At 70.6% G+C, this 19097-nt stretch carries 20 protein-coding genes; 12 read left to right on the top strand and 8 right to left on the bottom strand.

What is annotated here, in order from left to right; genetic code table 11:
* Positions 1-34: 34 nt before the first annotated feature.
* Entirely contained in the window at positions 35-466 is a 432-nt protein-coding gene (locus AB0I22_RS00945; RefSeq protein ID WP_363128453.1) for an ATP-binding protein, read from the bottom strand.
* 256 nt (positions 467-722) lie between these two features.
* Here AB0I22_RS00945 and AB0I22_RS00940 point away from each other — a divergent pair, with 256 nt between their 5' ends.
* The 3 genes from AB0I22_RS00940 to AB0I22_RS00930 all read left to right on the top strand — a co-directional run bounded on the left by AB0I22_RS00940 (position 723) and on the right by AB0I22_RS00930 (position 2856).
* Positions 723-1604 (top strand): helix-turn-helix transcriptional regulator, encoded by an 882-nt coding sequence (locus AB0I22_RS00940; RefSeq protein WP_363128452.1) that lies wholly within the window; start codon positions 723-725, stop codon positions 1602-1604.
* A gap of 3 nt (positions 1605-1607) precedes the next feature.
* Entirely contained in the window at positions 1608-1811 is a 204-nt protein-coding gene (locus AB0I22_RS00935) for a DUF397 domain-containing protein (protein ID WP_363128451.1), read from the top strand.
* Positions 1812-1926: 115 nt separating this feature from the next.
* On the top strand, positions 1927-2856 hold the full coding sequence (locus AB0I22_RS00930) for an NADP-dependent oxidoreductase (protein WP_363128450.1): 930 nt from the start codon (positions 1927-1929) through the stop codon (positions 2854-2856).
* A gap of 198 nt (positions 2857-3054) precedes the next feature.
* Here the strand turns inward: AB0I22_RS00930 and AB0I22_RS00925 are convergent, their stop codons facing one another.
* On the bottom strand, positions 3055-3534 hold the full coding sequence (locus AB0I22_RS00925) for an RICIN domain-containing protein (protein ID WP_363128449.1): 480 nt from the start codon (positions 3532-3534) through the stop codon (positions 3055-3057).
* A gap of 170 nt (positions 3535-3704) precedes the next feature.
* Here AB0I22_RS00925 and AB0I22_RS00920 point away from each other — a divergent pair, with 170 nt between their 5' ends.
* From AB0I22_RS00920 to AB0I22_RS00900, 5 genes are all read left to right on the top strand, one after another.
* Positions 3705-4742, top strand: coding sequence for an ArsR family transcriptional regulator (locus AB0I22_RS00920; protein WP_363128448.1), 1038 nt, complete (start codon positions 3705-3707; stop codon positions 4740-4742).
* Between the two features lie 93 nt (positions 4743-4835).
* The gene (locus AB0I22_RS00915) at positions 4836-5450 is read left to right on the top strand and encodes a hypothetical protein (protein WP_363128447.1); all 615 of its coding nucleotides are present in this window, start codon (positions 4836-4838) and stop codon (positions 5448-5450) included.
* A 47-nt stretch (positions 5451-5497) separates the two neighbouring features.
* Positions 5498-5821 carry a hypothetical protein gene (locus tag AB0I22_RS00910; RefSeq protein ID WP_363128446.1) on the top strand — a complete coding sequence of 108 codons (324 nt, stop codon included), beginning with the start codon at positions 5498-5500 and terminating at the stop codon, positions 5819-5821.
* A 119-nt stretch (positions 5822-5940) separates the two neighbouring features.
* The gene (locus tag AB0I22_RS00905) at positions 5941-7164 is read left to right on the top strand and encodes an AAA family ATPase (protein ID WP_363128445.1); all 1224 of its coding nucleotides are present in this window, start codon (positions 5941-5943) and stop codon (positions 7162-7164) included.
* Complete coding sequence (locus tag AB0I22_RS00900) at positions 7161-7841, top strand: hypothetical protein (RefSeq protein WP_363128444.1); 681 nt, start codon at positions 7161-7163, stop codon at positions 7839-7841. The genes AB0I22_RS00905 and AB0I22_RS00900 overlap by 4 nt, the downstream gene beginning before the upstream one ends.
* Here the strand turns inward: AB0I22_RS00900 and AB0I22_RS00895 are convergent.
* On the bottom strand, positions 7829-8758 hold the full coding sequence (locus AB0I22_RS00895; RefSeq protein WP_363128443.1) for a ferredoxin: 930 nt from the start codon (positions 8756-8758) through the stop codon (positions 7829-7831). The two genes, AB0I22_RS00900 and AB0I22_RS00895, sit on opposite strands and share 13 nt — an antisense overlap.
* 253 nt (positions 8759-9011) lie before the next feature.
* On the opposite strand from AB0I22_RS00895, the gene AB0I22_RS00890 reads away from it, so the two are divergent.
* Positions 9012-9743 carry a GntR family transcriptional regulator gene (locus tag AB0I22_RS00890; RefSeq protein WP_363128442.1) on the top strand — a complete coding sequence of 244 codons (732 nt, stop codon included), beginning with the start codon at positions 9012-9014 and terminating at the stop codon, positions 9741-9743.
* Positions 9740-11062, top strand: coding sequence for an MFS transporter (locus tag AB0I22_RS00885; protein ID WP_363128441.1), 1323 nt, complete (start codon positions 9740-9742; stop codon positions 11060-11062). Before AB0I22_RS00890 ends, AB0I22_RS00885 begins: the two co-directional genes overlap by 4 nt.
* Positions 11063-11235: 173 nt before the next feature.
* Here the strand turns inward: AB0I22_RS00885 and AB0I22_RS00880 are convergent, their stop codons facing one another.
* Positions 11236-12066: a maleylpyruvate isomerase family mycothiol-dependent enzyme gene (locus tag AB0I22_RS00880; protein ID WP_363128440.1), complete on the bottom strand. Its 831-nt coding sequence runs from the start codon at positions 12064-12066 to the stop codon at positions 11236-11238.
* A gap of 137 nt (positions 12067-12203) precedes the next feature.
* Between AB0I22_RS00880 and AB0I22_RS00875 the strand changes: the two genes are divergently transcribed.
* Positions 12204-12983, top strand: coding sequence for a carbon-nitrogen family hydrolase (locus AB0I22_RS00875; RefSeq protein WP_363128439.1), 780 nt, complete (start codon positions 12204-12206; stop codon positions 12981-12983).
* A gap of 124 nt (positions 12984-13107) precedes the next feature.
* Here AB0I22_RS00875 and AB0I22_RS00870 read toward each other — a convergent pair whose 3' ends face one another.
* Positions 13108-13617: an LURP-one-related family protein gene (locus AB0I22_RS00870; RefSeq protein WP_363128438.1), complete on the bottom strand. Its 510-nt coding sequence runs from the start codon at positions 13615-13617 to the stop codon at positions 13108-13110.
* A gap of 64 nt (positions 13618-13681) precedes the next feature.
* Between AB0I22_RS00870 and AB0I22_RS00865 the strand changes: the two genes are divergently transcribed.
* The gene (locus tag AB0I22_RS00865; protein WP_363128437.1) at positions 13682-15520 is read left to right on the top strand and encodes an NHL domain-containing thioredoxin family protein; all 1839 of its coding nucleotides are present in this window, start codon (positions 13682-13684) and stop codon (positions 15518-15520) included.
* A 64-nt stretch (positions 15521-15584) separates the two neighbouring features.
* Here AB0I22_RS00865 and AB0I22_RS00860 read toward each other — a convergent pair whose 3' ends face one another.
* From AB0I22_RS00860 to AB0I22_RS00850, 3 genes are all read right to left on the bottom strand, one after another.
* Positions 15585-15809 carry a DUF6458 family protein gene (locus AB0I22_RS00860; RefSeq protein WP_363128436.1) on the bottom strand — a complete coding sequence of 75 codons (225 nt, stop codon included), beginning with the start codon at positions 15807-15809 and terminating at the stop codon, positions 15585-15587.
* 123 nt (positions 15810-15932) lie between these two features.
* Entirely contained in the window at positions 15933-16727 is a 795-nt protein-coding gene (locus AB0I22_RS00855; protein ID WP_363128435.1) for a DUF4232 domain-containing protein, read from the bottom strand.
* Between the two features lie 120 nt (positions 16728-16847).
* Positions 16848-19097 carry a BTAD domain-containing putative transcriptional regulator gene (locus tag AB0I22_RS00850; RefSeq protein WP_363128434.1) on the bottom strand — a complete coding sequence of 750 codons (2250 nt, stop codon included), beginning with the start codon at positions 19095-19097 and terminating at the stop codon, positions 16848-16850.

The raw sequence follows: 19097 nt of genomic DNA, 5'->3' as shown, positions 1-19097 counted from the left end.
CGGCCGTGCCAGTCCGTCGCCCGGTGCGGGGGTGCTACGGCGTGCGCTCGGGGTCGCCGGTGCTGAGTTCTGCCCATACGGTCTTGCCGACCGTACGGCCCTCCACGCCCCAACGGCTCGCGAGCGTACGGACGATGAGCAGCCCACGTCCGAACTGGTCGTAATGGGGATCGGCCTCCCGCGGGCGCGGTCGCCGCTCGCCCTTCGGGTCGGTGACGGCCACCCGGAGGACCGTACCGGTGAGGAACAGCTCCACCCGGAACAGTCGCTCCCGCAGGCACCCGTGCAGCAGCGCGTTGGTGATCAACTCGCTGGCCAGCAGGGCCACGTCCCCGGCCACTTCCTTGTGCCCCCAATCGCATGCCAGCCGCGCCACGCGCCGCCGGGCCACCGGGACGTTGTACGGGTACGGGGTGTAGTCGACGACGTCGTAGTGATCGTCCGGCTCGATGACCTTCACAGCCATGGACACGCACCTCCAAGTGCGGTCGCAGGGGCCACACGCTGCGGCGCTTGGCCTTGGCGGTGTCGATGCCGGGCCTGCGCAGGGCAGGCCGGTGCACTTCCGCCGGGCGGCGCCGCCGTGTGAGCGGTTGCGCACTGACAGTAGCGATGTCGTGACGTACCGCACAAGCAGTCTTGGAGAAATCTATCCCCGGATCTTGGTTGTGCCGCTCCGTGATCGGTTGCAGACTGAGCGGCATCGAGGGAGGTGCGACGATATGGCGAGAGGCCAAGCGGGTCTCGGCAACCGGGTATCGACGGTGCTGGCACGGAAGTTGGGGGCCGAACTGCTGCGGCTGCGCGACGCGGCCGGGCTCACCCAGCCGCAGGCGGCGGAGGCGCTGAGCGCGACGGCCGCGAAGATCGCGAAGATGGAACGGGGCTGGGTGCCGTTCCGGGACCCGGACGTTCTGGTGCTCGCCCGGCTGTACGGGCTGGAGGACCCGAAAGCGGTCGACGGCCTGCTGCGGCTGGCGAAGCTCGACCGCGAACGCCGGAGGGCGAAGGGGTGGTGGCAGCACTCACCAAGTGGGGGCGGCCTGGCCGAGTACATCGCGATGGAGGACGTGGCGAGTCGGGTGCGGAGCTGGCAACTGTCATTGGTGCCGGGACTGTTCCAGACGCCTGCGTACGTCCGGTCACTGGCTGTCGGTGAAGGCTCGTGGGATGACCCGAACGAGATCGAGCGCGTAGTTGAGGTCCGGACGAGGCGCCAAGCCCGGCTGACTGATGAAGTGCCGCTACAGGTGTATGCGGTGATCTGGGAAGCCGCACTGCGCCAAGTCGTCGGCGGCCGCGAAGTGATGCGCGCTCAACTCGAACGGTTGCAGGAAGTCGCTCGGCTTCCGAACGTGCGGCTTCAAGTACTGCCGTTTCGGTCTGGTGGGCATCCATGCATGGCTGGTGCCTTCAACATTGTTTCGTTCGCCGAGGAGGAGGCGGTGGACGTGGTCCATGTGGACACCATGGTGTCCACCGTGTGGGTCGAGAACGAAACTGAAGGCGCGGCCTACAGGACGTATTTCGACAGAACGAGCAGGCTCGGCCTCTCGCCACACGACACCCTTTCCCTTATCGACAGCCTGCACAAGGAGATGTGACGCATGACTGTGTTCGAGTTCGTGAAGTCCAGCCACAGCGGACCCCACCCCGACCAGGAATGCGTAGAGGTAGCTGTCAACGTCCCCGGGACCGTCGCCATCCGCGACTCCAAAACCCCCACCGGCCCCACCCTCCGCATAACCCCCGCCGCGTGGCTGGCCTTTCAGGAAGCCGTAGTGCGCGACGGCCGGGCCGATATCGAGTAGTGGCCGAGCAAGGGGCTGCCGGGACCAAAACCGCTCATGGCGGCATAGGCACCTGCGGGTTCCTGGCGGAAATCTAGCCTGGGATCTCTCCACCCCCTCCAGAGCCAGGAGAGACATGCGAGTCATCACCCAGCAGACGCTCGGCGGCCCCGAGGTGCTCACCGTCGTGGACGCGCCCGAGCCTCGGCCCCTCCCGACCGAGGTGCTCGTGCGCGTCAAGGCGATCGGGCTGAACCCGTTGGAGGCGCGCCTGCGCGCCGGAGAGTTCCCGCTGATCGGCCGGCCGCCGTTCGTCCTCGGCTGGGACATCAGCGGCGTGGTCGAGGAGGCGTCGCAGTCGTGGCGGTTCAGGCCCGGCGACGAGGTGTTTGGGATGCCGCTGTTCCCGCGGGCGGCGAACGCGTACGCCGAGTTCGTATCGGCGCCGGCGCTGCACCTGGTACGCAAGCCGGCGTCGCTCTCGCACGTAGAGGCGTCGGCGTTGCCGATCGTCGGGCTGACGGCGTGGCAGGGGCTCGTGGACCTCGGCGGCGTGACCGAGGGCGACCGCGTCCTGGTCCACGGCGGTGGCGGCGGGGTCGGCCATGTAGCGATACAGATCGCGAAAGCGCTCGGCGCGTATGTGATCGCGACCGCCAGTGGGAGCAAGCGGAAGTTCGTCGAGGGGTTCGGTGCGGACGAGGTGATCGACTACACGGCGGTCGACTTCACCGAGGCGGTGCGCGACATAGATGTCGTGCTCGACACGATCGGAGGGGATACGGCCCAGCGGTCGCTCGAAGTGCTACGCCCGGGCGGCCACTTGGTGACGGCGGTAGCCGAGGAGGATGCGGAGCTCATCGCCAAGTACGAGGCGGCAGGCATGCGTTTCAGCGGCATCGCGGTCGACCCCGATCCGGTCGCTCTGCGGGGCCTCGTCGAGTTGGTCGAACAGGGCAGGCTGCGGGTCCACGTGCAGGAGACGTTCCCGTTCGAGCGCGTAGCGGACGCGCACCGGCTGCTCGACGGCGGGCACCTCCGGGGCAAGCTCGTCCTCACCGTCTGAACCAGCTGAACCACCTGGATCAGCTGATCCCGTCGTGGGGCCTCGCCTGATCGAGGCCCCACGACCGCTTGAACCCTCATCCATTACTGCCGTATGGCCCAGGACGAGTTGTCAACTGAGAGATCACAGGCGGTCGGCTATTGGCTAATCGCCTGAGATCACGGAAGGTATCCGACAACGCCCCGTCAGGGGCGACCGTCAGCGCCAGAGCTGGTGGTCGTTGGAGCCGCCGGCGCAGCCGATCGTGCGGAGGCCGTATTGGCTGTCGTCCAGGCACTTGTTCGTGGCCTGGCTCTGGAAGGAAATGGAGTCGGCGCGGTGATGGGTGATCCACCAGCTCTGCTGGGGCGAATTGTTGCAGGGGCGGGTGGCGAGGGTGACGCCGTCGTCGTAGAGGCAACGGTTGGTGTTCACGTTCTTGATCTGGCGGGTGCCGTCGTTCCAGACGTGAATGCTCCACTGCTGGAAGTTCAGCCCGTTGCAACCGAAGCCGCGCAGACCGTAGTTGCTGTCGTCGAGGCAGGAACCCGTGGCCATGTTGCCGAACGTCTGGACCGCGTCGTTGACCTTGACCTTGGGTGACGCGGAGGCGGCCATGGCCGGCGAGGCCATGGCTCCGCCCAGCAGGAGTGCCGAGGAGACGGCGAGTGCGAATTTCGTACGCTTGTGGAGCAACAAAACGTGCCTCCTGTAGATCGATTGCTGTGACCGAGTAAAGAGTGGGCGTCGCGGTGCTGATCGGGCAACGGAGGAAAGGCACGGCTTAAAACGCCAGCCCGTGGGCGGGCCGGCGTGCGACAACAGAAGAACGTGGGAACGTAGTTCGTTGACATTGCGCGGGGGGCGTCGTGTTGCGGGTCGTATTCAGTTCGGATGACATGGCGAGGGTTCGCGTGGCCGCGGGGCCGGACCATATGTGGGAGATAGCCAACAGCGTGCAGACGCTGCAACGGCGGGACGGGGCGCCGGCCTTCGGCGCCTGGCGGAGTGGGGCACGGAGACGGCTTTCGCGCGAGGGCAGGCGGCTGTCTTCGTTACTGCCGCCGCAGGGCTATTCCCCGGATTTCCTGACGCCGGCCGCCGAGGCGGTCAGCGCCGGGGCGGACGACGAATACGGGCTCGATGCGGCGGTCGACGCCGTGCTGAGCACACCCCGCCCTCGCCTGGAAACGGAACTGCGAAGGTTCGCGGCTTTTCGGGAGGCGTCGCCGTGGGTGAGCCGGCTGGCGCGCGGGGAAGTGGAGCCGCTACGGGACCTCGGCGGGGCGATACGTACGTACCAGGCGGAGGCGGTCGCACCGTACTGGCCGCGCGTTCGGGCGCACGTGGAGGCGGACCGCGTCAGCCGGCTGCGCGTCATGTTCGACGGCGGTGTGGACGGACTACTGGCGGGGCTGGGCCCGCAAATGCGCTGGCGGCCACCGGTGTTGGAGGTCGCGTACCCCGTGCGGAAGACGCTCCGTCTGGAGGGCCGGGGGCTGATCCTGCAACCCTCGTTCTTCTGCTGGCCGACCCCGGTGAGCCTCGCCGACACCGACCTGCCGCCGGTCCTGGTCTACCCCGTACGGCATGACGCGAGCCTCGCGGCGGCCGGGCCGGAGGGGGCCGCCGGGGCGGAGGAGGCCCGTACCGCGCGGCACGAGGCGCTGGGCGCGCTGATGGGGCCCACTCGCGCGGCGGTGCTCGTCGCGGCCTCGACCGGTTGCGGCACGGGGGACGTGGCCCGGCGCTTAGGGGTGTCGAATCCGGCGGTGAGCCAGCATGTCGCGGTGTTGCGCGAGGCGGGTCTGCTCATCACGGTCCGGGAGGCCGGGCGGGCCCTGCACGTCGCCACCGCGCACGGCCGGGCGCTCATCCGCAGCGCGCGCCTCGGCAGCCTCCAGTGACTGCCGCCCTGCGTACTGGTACCCGCTCTGAGCTGCGGAAATGAGTACACCGACTCATGCGTCGGCCCCGGCCGTCTTCCTAGGGTCGGGCTCATGACCGACACCGCCTCCGCACCAGCGACCCCACCGGCGAGCCCCGGGACACCCGAGAGCCGGCGAGGAGCCATCCGCCTCGTCATCCTCCTGTTCGTGGGGCTGGCGCTGGTCATCGCCGCTTGCCTCGGGCTGCAGCGCTGGTGGGAGGGCGAGCCCTACCGCGAGGCGGACCCGCACGCGGTGGCCGGGCGGATCCAGGACTCCGCCCGGAGCTCGTACGACCTGCTGGCGCGTCCGGAGATGTCCGGGCTCGGCTGGAGGGACGTCCACACGTCCGTTTGTTACTACCGTGGGATGCAGTACCTGTCCCACTACGACCAGCCGGAGGAAGGCGTCAACAGCTTCCACACCGGTTGGGCCACGAAGGAGCCCGTCGCACGGGCCGACGCCGTGACCGCCGTGGCCCGCCTGCGCGAACGCCTCACGGCGGACGGCTGGTCGGTCAGCTCCGAACGGTCCGGCCGCGACTTCCTGGAACTCCGTCTCGCCCACCCCGACACGGCCGACTACTTCACGGCCGAGTGGAACGGCGCCCGCAGCCCCCTGCACGTCGCAGTGGGCACCGAATGCGTCCGCATGACGACCGAGTGGAAGCCTGACGGCGAAGGCTAGCCTGCGGTGACGATCACCGCCCCGCCTTGCCGCCAGGAGAGCCCACCATGCCCCACGACGGACGCGACGGAAATGACCTTTCCGATGGACCCGGCCGGCCCGCCGCCCATCATCACGGCGAAAGCCCCTGGTGGTGGGGGCTCGGCCCGTTAGGAGCCATCGGCCTTGTCCTCGTCGGGATCGCGGCGGCGGCATGGTCCTTCCTCCGGCTGCCGGGAACCGCGGACAACCCGGCGTCCGGCTACTACCAGGCGAGCAAAGTCATAGCCATCGGCCTGGTCATCGCGGGCAGCACCCTCCTCGGGCGCATCCGCTCCCGCACGTCGCCCGCGGAGAACGCGAAAGACCGGGAAGACGAGCGCCGCGCCTGAGCGACCGGCATCGGCGGCTATTTCGCGCCGGCGGGTGGGGAGAGAGGAGCGGCGCCGCGTGGGTGTGGCATTTCATCCGCTCGCCTGCGTCGCGATCACTCACCCGATAGGTTCGCCTCATGCCCGGCCGTCTCCTGGAACTCCACGTCGAGAACTTCCGCAGCCTGCGTGACGTGACCATCCCCCTCGGCCCCCTCACTGTGCTCGTAGGGCCGAATGGGGTGGGCAAGTCGAACGTCCTGAAGGTCTTCGATTTTCTGGCTTCGATCATCCGGACCGACCTCCAACCCGCACTCGATGAGCGCGGCGGGTTCGATGAAGTGGGCTTCTGGGGTGGTGTCCGGCCGCCGACGTCAATGAAGATCCACCTCAAGGCCACTTGGACGACTCATGCGAGCCTGAGGGCCCCGGATGAGTACTCGTTGACCATTCGCAGGCGTTCTATGCCGAACAATCCCGACTCGTACACCTTGTCGCGCCAGGAGAGTTTCGCATTCAAGCGAACCCGGGGACGAGGGCGACGCATCACGATCTCGGGCGGGGAGGCCCGGGTGGTCGACCGGAAAGCGGGCCGGGATTCCGACGGCGGCAGCTTCGGCATCCAACGCCTGAGCAGTGGATTGTCGACCTTGCCTCGACTGGGGCGTTCGGACGGCGGGGAAGAGGTCACTCGGGTCGCCGAGCGTCTTTCGTCGTTCAGGGTGTTCGACGTAGACGTCGCCGCTGCCCGGCAACCGACGCGTTCCCGCTCCACTCTGGCCGGCCGGCTGGAGTCGCACGCGGAGAATCTGGCGGCGTTCCTGGTTCAGCTCAGCGCTGACGAGGAGCGGTGGGAACACCTGACGAAGGACGCGCGCCGCATACTGCCGCAATTGGAGGCGATCGAGTTCGAGCAGGTCGGGGGGTACGCCGATCGCCTTGCGGTCGTCCTCCACGAACGGGGCCTACGACGCACCACCCCGCTTGCCGACGCCTCGTTCGGCACGGTGCGTCTCCTGGGCCTGCTGGCCATGCTCTACGACCCCTTCCCGCCGGCGCTCACCTGTGTGGAAGAGATCGATCACGGCCTGCACCCGCAAGCCCTTGAGCTCATCGTGGAGCGGCTGCGGGAGGCGTCCGAACGAACACAGCTGATCGTGGCGACCCACTCGCCCTCGCTCGTCGATCGCCTGACGCCGCAGGAGTTCATCGTGTGCGACCGTGACGAGGATGGCGCTTCGATCATCCCCGCGCTCTCGGCGAAGGACGTCGAGGACATCGTCGCGGAGACGGGCGACCAGCCGCTCGGCGAGTTGTGGTTCTCCGGTGTGCTCGGCGGGGACCTGACGGAGGACGAGCTATGACCCGCAGAGGCATAAGCAGGGGTCCGGGCAAGGGCATCGTCGTTCTCGCGGGGGAGAGTTCCAACGATCGCCGCATACTCGCCGCGCTCATCAAGTCGGCCCACCCCGAACTCGCCGCTGCCGTCAGTCTCACCGAGATCACCGATCCGGTGCGGCTGCGGAAGAAGTCGGGTGTCGAACTGGACACTGCCGCCCATACTTTGGTGAAGAAGGCGCGCGGTAAGGCGAAATGCAAGGCGGGCGAGTTCGTGGGAATCGCCGTGCACGAGGACATGGACGCCTGCCTCGGGCCGGCGTATGACGCGGCACGCCGAACCGTCTCCGATGCCCTTTCCCGGGCGGCCGCGTCATCCTCGTCCGTCTATGCTCTTGCCGCGGTCGAATCCGAGGCCTGGCTCCTGCTCTTTCCTGACGCGTTTCCGCTTTACAGGCCGTCGTGGAAGGTTCCCGCACAGTGGCGAGGCCGGGATACGGGACGGCGGCAGACGCCCAAGAAGGACCTTGAAGCCGAACTCACCCGTCCGCGTTTCCGGGAGAGCGACGGACCCGAGATCGTCTCCCATGCTCTGGAGCACGGGCTTCTAGCCGATCCGATCGGATCGAATCGTTCCTATAGCGAATTCATCGAGGATCTGACCAGCTGGAGTGTTCCCGTGCCGTCCCCTCACCAGCGGTGAACCGTGAAGTCGACCGGCCGGGGCCGGAGTTTCTGTGTCCGTACGGCCAAGTCACGCATGCGGCGGGACATTTCGCCGGCCGGTAGGTGGCGGCGGTCGCCGTGGCCGGCGAGGAGCCATTCGAAGCGGAGGCGGCCGGCTGTGCGGGCGAGGGAGGCGGCCAGTACCTCGATGGAGTACCAGGTGACGTTTTCGGCGACCTCGATGTCGCCGGTGGTGCGGGACCAGTAGAAGCTGTCGCCGCTGAAGCAGTACCGCTCGTCGGCCACGTACAGGACGCTGCCCTCGGTGTGGCCCGGCAGGGGGTGGGCGATCACGCCGTCGGCGACCTCGACCGGGTCGAGGCCCCGTAGGACCTGGTCGGCGTCGGGCGCGGCGTCCAGGTCGGCCTCGTGGATCCAGAGGCGGGCGCCGTACCGGTCGGCGTAGCGGCGGCCGTGGGCCGCGTGGTCGCGGTGGGTGAGGAGGACGTCGGCGATGGGGCCGAGGGACTCGTAACGGGTGGCCAGTTCGGCGTTCCAGCGCGGAGTGTCGATCATCAGGACCTGGCCGGACGGCCGCTTCAGCAGGTAGGCGTTGGCGGCGGCCGTGTGGGTGGAGTTGTGGCCGCAGAAGTAGAGGCCGTCGTCCAGTTCCATCGGGTACGGGTCCAGCGCCGGGTCCAGTCGCAGTGCCGGGTGGCGGATGGAGCGGGTGTGGCAGGCGTACGCGGCGGCGTGCAGTTGGGCCAACTCGCGCTCGTCGCGCGGCTGGTGGTGGAGTTCCGAGCGGCCGTCGGTCTCGATGAACAGGTCCGGGGCGACCTGCCGTACGACGTCGCAGTTGGTGCAGCGGTCGTCCACGTACCAGCCGTCGGCGCCGGCGTCCGGGGTGGTCGTCGGCTCGGTGATCGGGTCGGTGATCGGGTCGGTCGTCATGAAGCGGCTCCCTCCAAGGTCCGTCACCGCCAGCGTTTCCCGTGCCGCCCCGAAAGGGGAAGGGGGCCAGGGCCTTGTCGTTCGCGCGGAGGGCCGCTCTCGCGGGGCGCATCCCCGAACATGAACCAATGTTCAGGTTTGGGGCTTCTCTGTGGTCAGGGAGGGTGATGGGGCGGTGCCGGGAGTCGGAGGCTTCGTCCGCATCCTGGACAGGGGCTGCTCTATGCATACCTCATGTATCTATGCTGTGCGCATGTCAGCCGCCCCGGCCTCCGCGCCAGCTCACGCACCTGTGTCACCCGAGTCCCCCGCGTCATCCGCGTCGCCGGCGTCACCCGTTTCCGCCCCCAAACCGCTCCCCGCCGCCGAGCGCGTCTACGCGCACGTCAAGGAAGCGGTACTCGACCGCCGTTACGAGGGCGGCACCCTGCTCACCGAAGGCGACCTGGCAGAGGCCGTCGGGGTGTCGCGTACGCCCGTACGCGAAGCGCTGCTGCGCCTGGAGGTCGAGGGGCTGATCAAGCTCTATCCGAAGAAGGGCGCGCTCGTCCTGGCCGTGTCCGCGCAGGAGATCTCCGACGTGGTGGAGACGCGGCTGCTCGTCGAGAAGTTCGCGGTGGCCAAGGCCGTGCCCGCGCCCGCCGGGCTCATCGAGCGGCTGACGGAGCTGCTGGCCGACATGGGGCGGCAGACCGAGGCCGGGGACCTGGCGGCGCTCTCCGTCAGCGACCGGGCCTTCCACGCCGAGATCGTGCGCAGCGCGGGCAACCAGATCCTCTCGCGCCTCTACGACCAGCTGCGGGACCGGCAACTGCGGATGGGCGTCGCCCTGATGCACGCCCACCCGGACCGGATCGCGAAGAACATCACCGAGCACACGGAGATCCTCGACGCGCTGCGCGCCGGGGACGAGGCGGCGGCCACCGAAGCGGTGCACCGGCATGTGAGCTGGGTGCGGAATCTGGCGCAGGGGGAAGTGCGATGAGCAGTGCGAGTACCGGCGCCGGCGGCGGGTCCATAGGACTGCCCGGTGACCCGCCGGGCGGGCGGCGGGCACTGGGCATCTGGGGACTGGGCGTCGGCGTCTACTTCGTCGCGATCATCTTCCGTACGAGCCTCGGCGTCGCGGGCATCGACGCCGCCGAGCGGTTCCACATCAACGCGTCCGCCCTCTCCACGTTCTCGATCCTGCAACTCCTGGTCTACGCGGGCATGCAGATACCCGTGGGGCTGCTGGTCGACCGGCTCGGGACCAAGAAGGTCCTGGCGCTGGGGGTGGTGCTCTTCACCGTCGGGCAGTTCGGGTTCGCCTTCTCCCACTCGTACGCGATGGCGCTCGCCTCCCGCGCCCTGCTCGGCTCCGGCGACGCGATGACCTTCATCAGCGTGCTGCGGCTCGGCTCGCGCTGGTTCCCGGCCCGCCGCGGCCCGATGATCGCGCAGGTCGCCGCGCTCTTCGGAATGGCCGGCAACCTCGTCTCCACCATGCTGCTGGCCCGGCTGCTGCACAGCGCCGGGTGGGAGCGCACGTTCGCGGGCAGCGCGTTGGCGGGCGTCGCCGTGCTCGCCCTGATGCTGGTCTTCCTCAAGGACCACCCCGAGGGGTACGAGCCCGCGCCCCACCCCCACCTCGGCAAGGGCTTCGTACGCCGGCAGATCGCGCTGGCCTGGCGGGAGCCCGGCACCCGGCTCGGGATGTGGGTGCACTTCACGACGCAGTTCCCGGCGATGGTCTTCCTGCTGCTGTGGGGCATGCCGTTCCTGGTCGAGTCGCAGGGGCTCTCGCGCGGCACGGCGGGCGAACTGCTGACGCTGATCGTCCTCTCCAACATGACCGTCGGGCTCGTCTACGGGCAGGTCATCGGCCGCCACCACGGGGCCAGACTGCCGCTCGCCCTCGGCACGGTCGCGGCCACCGCCACGCTGTGGGCCGTGACCGTCTTCTGGCCCGCCGGCCCCGCGCCGATGTGGCTGCTCGTCGTGTTGTGCGTCGTGCTCGGCGCGTGCGGACCGGCCTCGATGATCGGCTTCGACTTCGCCCGCCCGGCCAATCCGCCGGAACGGCAGGGCACGGCCTCCGGCATCGTGAACATGGGCGGCTTCATCGCGTCGATGACGACGCTGCTCGCGGTGGGCATCCTGCTGGACGCGACCGGCAACAGCTACCGGGCCGCGTTCGCGTCGGTCTTCGTCCTGGAGGCACTGGGCCTCTCCCAGATCCTGCGCCTACGGGCCCGCGCCCACCGCCGCGAGAAGGAGCGCGTCCTGGCATCGCGGGTGGAGACGGTGCACGTACCGGCTTAGCCGGGCATGTCGGGTATGTCGGGACGTCGGTATGTCGGGATGCCGGTACGTCGGTATGTCTGCATGTGGGGGCGGTGTGCGAGCGTACGGGCGCATCCCGCGTCCGTCAGTCCGTACGGGCGCGGCGGCGCACGCGAAGCGCTACGCGGCGCTACGGCGCTACGGAGCCGGAGTCACGGAGTGACCGCGAACTCCCGCAGGATCGCCTCCGCCAGCGGCCGGTCCCCCTCGATCTTGACCAGGTCGCTCACCGCCTCCGGCCGGACCCGCCCGCACGCCAGCCGCAGATACGTCTCCCAGTCCAGGACCAGCGTCGCCGTCGGCCCCAGCGACACGCTGCCGTCGATGGTGCCCTTGCCCTCCGCGTCGACCCGCACCGTCCGCATGAACTCCAGCGGGCCGTGCACATCGAAGACGACCGCCGAGCCGGGCGGCGCGCCCGCGTCGGCGGCGACGACCTTCGGGAGCGCGCGCAGCAGGAAGTCGCGGGTGAGCTGCGCGCCGGCCGAGTCGAGGTCGCCCGGCGTGCCCAGGGCGCGCCGGAGGTCCTGTTCGTGCACCCAGACGTCGAAGGCGCGGACCTTGAGGGCCCGTTCGAGGGTCTGCTCGGTGGCGCTGCCGAGCGGCCAGCGGATCGGGGTCTGCGGGTCGCGGGTCTCGTTGCGGAGCTGCCGCGAGCGGCGGATGAGCGTGTACTCCAGCTCGGAGGTCATCTCCGGCGAGGTGTGGCAGCGCCGCACGTCCACCTGGACCTCGATGTAGCGCGAGAACTCGTCGGTGACGTGGTAGAGATCGCGCGGCAGCGTGTGGATGGGGCGCGGGTCGCCGAGCATCTCGCACTCGATGCCGATGACGTGCGAGACGATGTCGCGCACGGACCAGCCGGGGCACTCGGTGGCCCGGTTCCACTCGCTCTCCACGAGCGGTGTCACCAACTCCGATATCGCTTCGATGGACTGGGTCCAGGCGTCGATGGAGGTCTGAAGGCTTGGGTGGACGGTCACGGAACCCCTCGGGCGGTTCGTACGCGGTCTGGGTGCTGTTGTGCAGTTAAGTTACGCTGCGCAAGAGCACCCCGGCAGTGCTTTCGTCTCTGATCGTAGGCCCGGATCGACGGCTCGAATTATTAGGCGGTGGTAGTGTGCGCGCCTCTCTCATCCAGATCGAGGTAGACCCGGACGAAACGGTTGAATCCCGTCGGGTGCGCGCCGGTTCACTCGTACGGGAGCAGCGCGGCAGCGACCTGGTGGTGCTCCCCGAGCTCTGGCCGGTGGGGGCCTTCGCCTTCGATTCGTTCGCGGCCGAGGCCGAGCCGCTGGACGGCCCGACGGCCGAGACCATGTCAACGGCCGCGCGGGACGCCGGAGTCTGGCTGCACGCCGGATCGATCGTCGAGCGGGACCCGGACGGGCCGCTCTACAACACCTCCCTGATCTTCTCCCCGGACGGCGAACTCGCCCGTACGTACCGCAAGATCCACCGGTTCGGCTTCGACAAGGGCGAGGCCGTGCTGATGAGCGCGGGCGACGAGCTCGCCACCGTCGGCCTGCCCGACACCAGGATCGGCGTCGCCACCTGCTACGACCTGCGCTTCCCGGAGCTGTTCCGGGCCCTGGTCGACGCGGGCGCGCAGACCCTCGTCGTCCCGGCGGGCTGGCCGGCCCGCCGCCGCGCCCACTGGTCGCTCCTCGCCCGCGCCCGCGCCGTCGAGAACCAGGCGTACGTCCTGGCCTGCGGCACGGCCGGCACGCACGCCGGGGTGGAGCAGGCCGGGTACAGCGTCGTCGTCGACCCGTGGGGCGAGGTGCTCGCCGAGGCGGGGGCGGGGGAAGAGGTGCTGACCGTGGAGCTGGACATGGCGCGGGTGGCGAAGACGCGCGAGGAGTTCCCGGCGCTGAAGGACCGGGTGCTGGGGCGCTGACGAGGGGGCGGGGCGCAGCCCGTACGGGCAGTGGCCCCGCCTCGATTTTCAGCGCTCGTGCCGGTGCCCGGCCTCAGCGCCCGTGCTCATGCCCTGGCCTCAGCGCCCGTGTCCGTGCCTGCCCTCAGTGCCCGTGCTCCTCATGTTCCTCGTGCTCGTGCTCCGCGAGGCGGTCCACGCACACCGCCACCGCGATGAGCAGCGCGGGGTCCGCGTCCTCGCGGACCACGTTCACGGCGTACGTCTCGCGCAGCCGGAACCACTTCCGCGAGATGTGGGCGAGCAGCTCGCCGTCGTACTCGATGCCGTATTCCTTGTCGAGGACGTCCCCCGACACATCCAGCTCCGTGCCGTCCGAGAGCTCGACGCGGTAGTGGTCGCGCAGCGGCGAGAAACGCTTCTTCTTGACGGTCGCGAGCGTCTCGCCGTCCCGGTCGATCTCCATGGTGTCGCGGAAGGCGAACATCTTCTTGTGGATCACGGCCAGCACCGGGCCGTGCGCGGCCTTCAGCTCGAAGGTCTCCCGCAGCCGCAGGGCCTTGCCGTCCACGAGGAAGGCCTTCTCGCCGTGCTCGTCGGTGATCCAGTAGTCGTCGCCGATGGCGAGCATGCGTTCACGCACCTGGTATTTCATGGCAGACAGGTTCCCCCGGCGGCCGCAGGAATGCGCGCGGGGGCCGGTGATGTTGGATGGGAGCATGGCTTCACGTGCACGCGTCCGCGCCCCCGAACTCACCGGCAAAGGCGGCTGGCTCAACACCGGCGGCAACCCGCTCACCCTCGCTGACCTGCGAGGACGCATCGTCATCCTGGACTTCTGGACGTTCTGCTGTGTGAACTGCCTGCACGTCCTGGACGAGCTGCGGGAGCTGGAGGAGAAGCACCGCGACACCGTCGTGATCATCGGCGTGCACTCCCCGAAGTTCGTGCACGAGGCGGAGCACCAGGCGGTCGTCGACGCGGTCGAACGGTACGAGGTGCACCACCCGGTGCTGGACGACCCCGAGCTCGCCACCTGGAAGCAGTACGCCGTACGGGCCTGGCCCACGCTCGTCGTCATCGACCCCGAGGGGTACGTCGTCGCCCAGCACGCCGGCGAAGGCCACGCCCACGCCATCGAGACGCTGGTGGCGGAGCTGGAGACCGTACACGGGGAGCGCGGGACGCTGCGGCGCGGCGACGGCCCGTACGTGGCCCCCGAGCCCGTCGCGACCGATCTGCGCTTCCCCGGCAAGGCGCTGGCGCTGCCCGGCGGGAACCTGCTGGTCACGGACTCGACGCGGCACGCGCTCGTGGAGCTGGCCCCGGACGGGGAGAGCGTCGTCCGGCGGATCGGCACGGGCGAGCGGGGGCTCGTGGACGGCGGGCCCGAGACGGCGCGGTTCAGCGAGCCGCAGGGGCTGGCGCTGCTGCCGGACGGACGGGTGATCGTCGCCGACACCGTCAACCACACCCTGCGCGCGTACGACCCGGAGAACGGCCAGGTCACGACGGTCGCCGGGACCGGGCGGCAGTGGTGGCAGGGATCGCCGACGAGCGGCGGCGCGCGCGAGGTGGACCTGTCGTCGCCGTGGGACGTGGCGTGGTTCGCGGACCGGGTGTGGATCGCGATGGCGGGCGTGCACCAGCTGTGGTCGTACGACCCGGCCGCCGGGACGGTACGGGCCGAGGCCGGCACCACCAACGAGGGCCTGGTGGACGGGCCCGCCGCCGAGGCGTGGTTCGCGCAGCCGTCGGGGCTGGCGGCGTCGGCGGACGGCGAGCGGCTGTGGATCGCGGACTCCGAGACGAGCGCGGTGCGGTGGGCCGAGCGGTCCGGCGACGGCGACGGTTTCGTGATCCGTACGGCCGTGGGCACCGGACTCTTCGACTTCGGGCACCGGGACGGCCCCGCCGCCCAGGCGCTGCTCCAGCACCCGCTCGGCGTCACGGCGCTGCCCGACGGCTCAGTGGCCATCGCGGACACGTACAACCACGCGCTGCGCCGCTACGACCCGGCGACGGACGAGGTCACCACCCTCGCCACCGACCTGCGGGAACCGTCGGCCGCGGTGCTCGTGGAGGGCGGTTCCGGCGGCATCGTCGTGGTCGAGTCCGCACGCCACCGGCTGACCAGGCTGCGGCTGCCCGAGGAGGCCGTGCGGGTCGAGTCCGTCGCACACCGCACCCAGCGCGCCGCGACCGACGTGAGCGCGGGCAAGCTCACCGTCGACATCGTCTTCCAGGCCCCCGCGGGCCAGAAACTCGACACCCGCTACGGCCCCTCCACCCGCCTCCTCATCAGCTCCACCCCGCCGGACCTCCTCGCGGAGGGCGCGGGCCCGGGTACGGACCTGCGCCGCGACATCCTCCTCGCGGAGGGGGCCACCGAAGGCGTACTGCACGTCTCCGCCATGGCCGCCTCCTGCGACGACGACCCGGCGAACGAGTACCCCGCCTGCCACGTACACCAGCAGGACTGGGGCGTCCCGCTCCGCGTCGCCGACGGCGGCACGGGGCGGCTGGCGCTGGTACTGGCGGGACTGGACGAGGCGTAGGCGACCGAGGCGCGGCCCCGGCCCGAGCGAGGCCGGGGCCGGTTGCCGTGAGGAGCGCCTGCCGTCAGCGGATGTAGCGGTGGTCCTCTTCGACCACCGGGGCCGCCGGGGGCGGCGGCTGCATGCGGCGGCGCTTGAAGATGCTGACGTACGCGCAGACGCCGATGATGCCGACCGCCATCAGGATCAGGCCGACGAGGTGGACGTTCACGCCCTGCATCTGCCAGTCGACGGCGAATGTGAGGATCGCGCCGATCGCGACGAGACCGATGCACCATCCCATGCCCATGGATAACGCCTCCGAACTGAAGCTGACTTGGCCGTTCCGGGCTCTGGTACGCCTTCGGGTACCCGGGCTCGGAACGGCTAATCAGGCAGTGGAGGCGGAGGATGCGGCGGCAGGTACAGGGGGTCAGCCGATCGGGTTGACGAAGGTGCCCGGGTGGGTGGCGCCGTCCTGCTTGACGAGGGTGCCCCAGGGCCAGTTGAGGTTCAGCGAGCTGGTCTCGTTGGGCGGGGTGACCTCGACGTGGGCGGGCTGGTAGAAGTTCTCGTCGTCCTTGGTCATGAGGACGTTGAGCTTGAAGTCGGTGCTGTCACCGGGGTTCAGGGTGATCGAGCTGAACTTGGCCGACGAGCGGGCCAGCGACCAGCGCTCGCCGCCGTTCTCCGAGGTCAGGTCCACGCCGGGGAAGCCGCCGATCACGCAGGTGCGGCTGCCCTTGTTGGTCAGCACGATGCTGGTGGTCGTCGCACCGTCCGCGTTCTCGTCCGGGGCCGCGTCCTCGCCCGTCGCGAAGGAGCCGCGCAGCTCGGAGGTGTGGCAGCGCTTGGAGGCGGAGGCGCCGCCGCTGTTGGAGCTGCTGCCCGCCTTGTTGCCGCTCTGGGCCGTCGACTTCTCGCTCGCGTTCCCCCCGGCGGCGCCGTCGGCCTTGGCGCCGGAACCGCCCTTGGCGGTGGAACCGCCCTGCTCGTTCGAACCGCCCTGCTTGTCCGAACCGCCCTGCTCGTTCGAACCGGAACCGGGGAGGGAGCCGCCCGCGGAGGTGTCCGAGGCGCCCGCCGACGTGTCCGCCTTGCCGGTGGTCTTCGTGCCGGAGGCGTCCGAACCGGAGCAGGCGGAGAGGGTCAGCGCGGCCGCCGCGGTCAGGACGGCGGCGGCGACGCGGAGGCTGCGGGTGCGGGTGCGGCGAGCGGTGGCGTTCATGGCGGGTCCCCCCGGGTCGGTCGGTGTCGTTCTCTCGGTGTGACACCAATCCTGGCCGGGGGCGCTTCCGCATCGTTGCCGCTGCGCTAATGCACCGCTAACGACCCCTCAAGCTCCAGGTCAGAGCTCTTTTTTCTCTTCCTTTTCCTCTTCCTTCTTCTCCTTGCGCTGGGCGAAGAGCTTCACCAGATCGCTCATCACGTAGCGGTTGGTGGCCTCCTCGTCGATCAGATGCATCTCCGCCAGCCGGTCCAGCCCGTCCCGCGTCACGTCGGGGTCGGCGCCGTCGAGCGCCGCCACCGCCGAGGCGTCCACGACCCGCGTGAAGCTCGTGCCGAGCGAGCGCAGCAGCCGGGCGTCGTCCGCCGAGAGCCGGGCCACGGACGTACGCAGCGCCGCCGCGACGCCCGTGTCCTCGGCGGACAGCAGGGCGAGGCGCCGGCGTTCGTCGCGCAGCGCCGTGGCGAGGCGCGCCAGCCGCCACCGGGGGCGGGCCGTGAGCTGGGCCGCCGCCGCGCGCAGGGCCAGCGGCAGCCCGTCGCACAGGGCCGCCAGCTCGTGCGCCGCGTCCGGGTCCTCGGCGACCCGCTCCGGACCGAGCAGCGCGCCGAGCAGCGCCACGCCGTCCTCGGGCGCGAGCGGATGCAGCCGTACGGGCCGGGCGGAGTCCGTGGCGACCAGGCCGTCCAGCCTGCTGCGGCTGGTGACCAGGGTGGTGCAGCCGGGGCCCGCCGGGAGCAGCGGCCGCACCTGCGCGGAGCCGCGCGCGTTGTCGAGGATGACGAGCAGCCTGCGGTTCGCCGCGAGCGAGCGGTAGAGCGCGGCCGCCGCCTGCGGCGAGGTGGGGATGCGCTCCGGCGGGGTGCCGAGCGCCAGCAGGAACTCGCTCAGCACCTCGATCGGCGCCGCCTCGTCGCTCTCCCCGAACCCGCGCAGGTCCGCGAAGAGCAGCCCGTCGGGGAAGTGCGCGTCGTGGGTGTGGCCCCAGCGCACCGTGCAGGCCGTCTTGCCGACCCCGGCGGGGCCGGTGACGAGCACCACGGTGCTGTCCGCGTCCGGCGGCAGCGGCGCCCCGGTGGCCGCGCCGGGCAGCGCCAGCCGGGTGATCTCCGCCAGCTCGTCCCCGCGGCCGAGGAACCCGGCCGGCGGGCGCGGCAGCAGGCGCGGCGCTACGGGCGCGTCTCGGCCTTCGGCGGCGGCGGCGGCGGGGGCGGTGGCAGAGGCCGTGGGGGCGGAGGGGCCGCCGTAGCCGGGGCCGTAGCCCTGTCCCTGGCCCTGCTCCGGTCCGTAGCCCTGGTGGCCTTGTTCCGGTCCGTAGCCCTGGTGGCCCTGCTCCGGTCCGTAGCCCTGCTGGCCCTGCGCCTGGTTCGCGCCGTAGGCCGGCTGTTCGGCGAGGGCCCGCCCGTAGCCCGTACCGCCCGCCTCCCGGGGGTCGCGGGCCGTCGCGCCGGGCGGGGCCGCCTGCGGCGGGCGGCCCGTGCTCGCCGCGATCCGGGGGTCGGCGGCGGGCGCGAGCCTGCGGGCCGGCTGCCCGCCCGTACCCTGCGCGGACCCGCCGCCCCCGGCGGGTGCGCCGGCGGCCGGGCGGGTACGGGGCTGCTGCTTCTGGGCGGGGGCCGGAGCGGACGGGCCGCCCGCCCGCAGGATCTGCTCGTACGAGGACCGGAGCTGCTCCCCGGGGTCGACGCCCAGGTCGTCGGAGAGGAGCCGGCGGGTGCGGTGGTACCAGTCGATGGCGTCGGACTGGCGGCCCGCCCGGTAGAGCGACTGCATGAGGGCGGCGATCAGGCCCTCGCGCAGCGGGTGGGTGACGGCGGCCGAGTGCAGCGTCGCGGCGGCCCGGCTGTGGTCGCCCAGGGCGCCGTGGGCGGCGGCCAGGGCCTCCACGCCGGTCAGCCGGCGCTCCTCCAGGGCGTGCGCGGCGGCCGCCAGCGGGGGGCTGGAGACGGTGCCGGAGAGCGCGGGGCCCCGCCACAGGGACAGCGCCTCGCGCAGCAGCGACACGGCGTCGTCCGGGGCCTCCTCGGGGCGCGCCAGGTTGACCAGTTCGCTGAACCGGTAGGTGTCGATCAACTCCTCGGGGAGCCGCAGCAGATACGCCGAGCCGCGGGTGGTCAGCTCGATGCCGTAGGCGTCCGCGCCGCCGTCGGCCAGCGTGGCGCGGAGCTTGGAGACATGGCCCTGGATGACCGTACGGGCGTGCTCGGGCGGTTCGTCCTCCCATACGGAACTTGTCAACTGCTCGACGGATACGGTGGTGTTGGGGCGCAGCAGCAGCATGGCGAGCACGCTGCGGCGTTTGGCCGGACCCAGCGGCAGCTCACCGGACTGGGTGGAGACGGCGACCGGGCCCAGCAGTGAGAACTCCAA

Origin of the sequence: Streptomyces sp. NPDC050610, assembly GCF_040654875.1 — a bacterium.
Classification (GTDB): Bacteria; Actinomycetota; Actinomycetes; order Streptomycetales; family Streptomycetaceae; genus Streptomyces.
This window is presented reverse-complemented; position numbering and strand designations above follow the sequence as displayed.

What these genes read in the sequence shown, in the direction of transcription:
- AB0I22_RS00940 (WP_363128452.1), top strand. Translation starts at nt 723, where the DNA reads ATGGCGAGAGGCCAAGCGGGTCTCGGCAACCGGGTATCGACGGTGCTG.
- AB0I22_RS00915 (WP_363128447.1), top strand. Translation starts at nt 4,836, where the DNA reads ATGACCGACACCGCCTCCGCACCAGCGACCCCACCGGCGAGCCCCGGG.
- AB0I22_RS00865 (WP_363128437.1), top strand. Translation starts at nt 13,682, where the DNA reads ATGGCTTCACGTGCACGCGTCCGCGCCCCCGAACTCACCGGCAAAGGC.
- AB0I22_RS00945 (WP_363128453.1), bottom strand. Translation starts at nt 466, where the DNA reads ATGGCTGTGAAGGTCATCGAGCCGGACGATCACTACGACGTCGTCGAC.
- AB0I22_RS00900 (WP_363128444.1), top strand. Translation starts at nt 7,161, where the DNA reads ATGACCCGCAGAGGCATAAGCAGGGGTCCGGGCAAGGGCATCGTCGTT.
- AB0I22_RS00930 (WP_363128450.1), top strand. Translation starts at nt 1,927, where the DNA reads ATGCGAGTCATCACCCAGCAGACGCTCGGCGGCCCCGAGGTGCTCACC.
- AB0I22_RS00910 (WP_363128446.1), top strand. Translation starts at nt 5,498, where the DNA reads ATGCCCCACGACGGACGCGACGGAAATGACCTTTCCGATGGACCCGGC.
- AB0I22_RS00855 (WP_363128435.1), bottom strand. Translation starts at nt 16,727, where the DNA reads ATGAACGCCACCGCTCGCCGCACCCGCACCCGCAGCCTCCGCGTCGCC.
- AB0I22_RS00935 (WP_363128451.1), top strand. Translation starts at nt 1,608, where the DNA reads ATGACTGTGTTCGAGTTCGTGAAGTCCAGCCACAGCGGACCCCACCCC.
- AB0I22_RS00895 (WP_363128443.1), bottom strand. Translation starts at nt 8,758, where the DNA reads ATGACGACCGACCCGATCACCGACCCGATCACCGAGCCGACGACCACC.
- AB0I22_RS00905 (WP_363128445.1), top strand. Translation starts at nt 5,941, where the DNA reads ATGCCCGGCCGTCTCCTGGAACTCCACGTCGAGAACTTCCGCAGCCTG.
- AB0I22_RS00885 (WP_363128441.1), top strand. Translation starts at nt 9,740, where the DNA reads ATGAGCAGTGCGAGTACCGGCGCCGGCGGCGGGTCCATAGGACTGCCC.
- AB0I22_RS00890 (WP_363128442.1), top strand. Translation starts at nt 9,012, where the DNA reads ATGTCAGCCGCCCCGGCCTCCGCGCCAGCTCACGCACCTGTGTCACCC.
- AB0I22_RS00870 (WP_363128438.1), bottom strand. Translation starts at nt 13,617, where the DNA reads ATGAAATACCAGGTGCGTGAACGCATGCTCGCCATCGGCGACGACTAC.
- AB0I22_RS00860 (WP_363128436.1), bottom strand. Translation starts at nt 15,809, where the DNA reads ATGGGCATGGGATGGTGCATCGGTCTCGTCGCGATCGGCGCGATCCTC.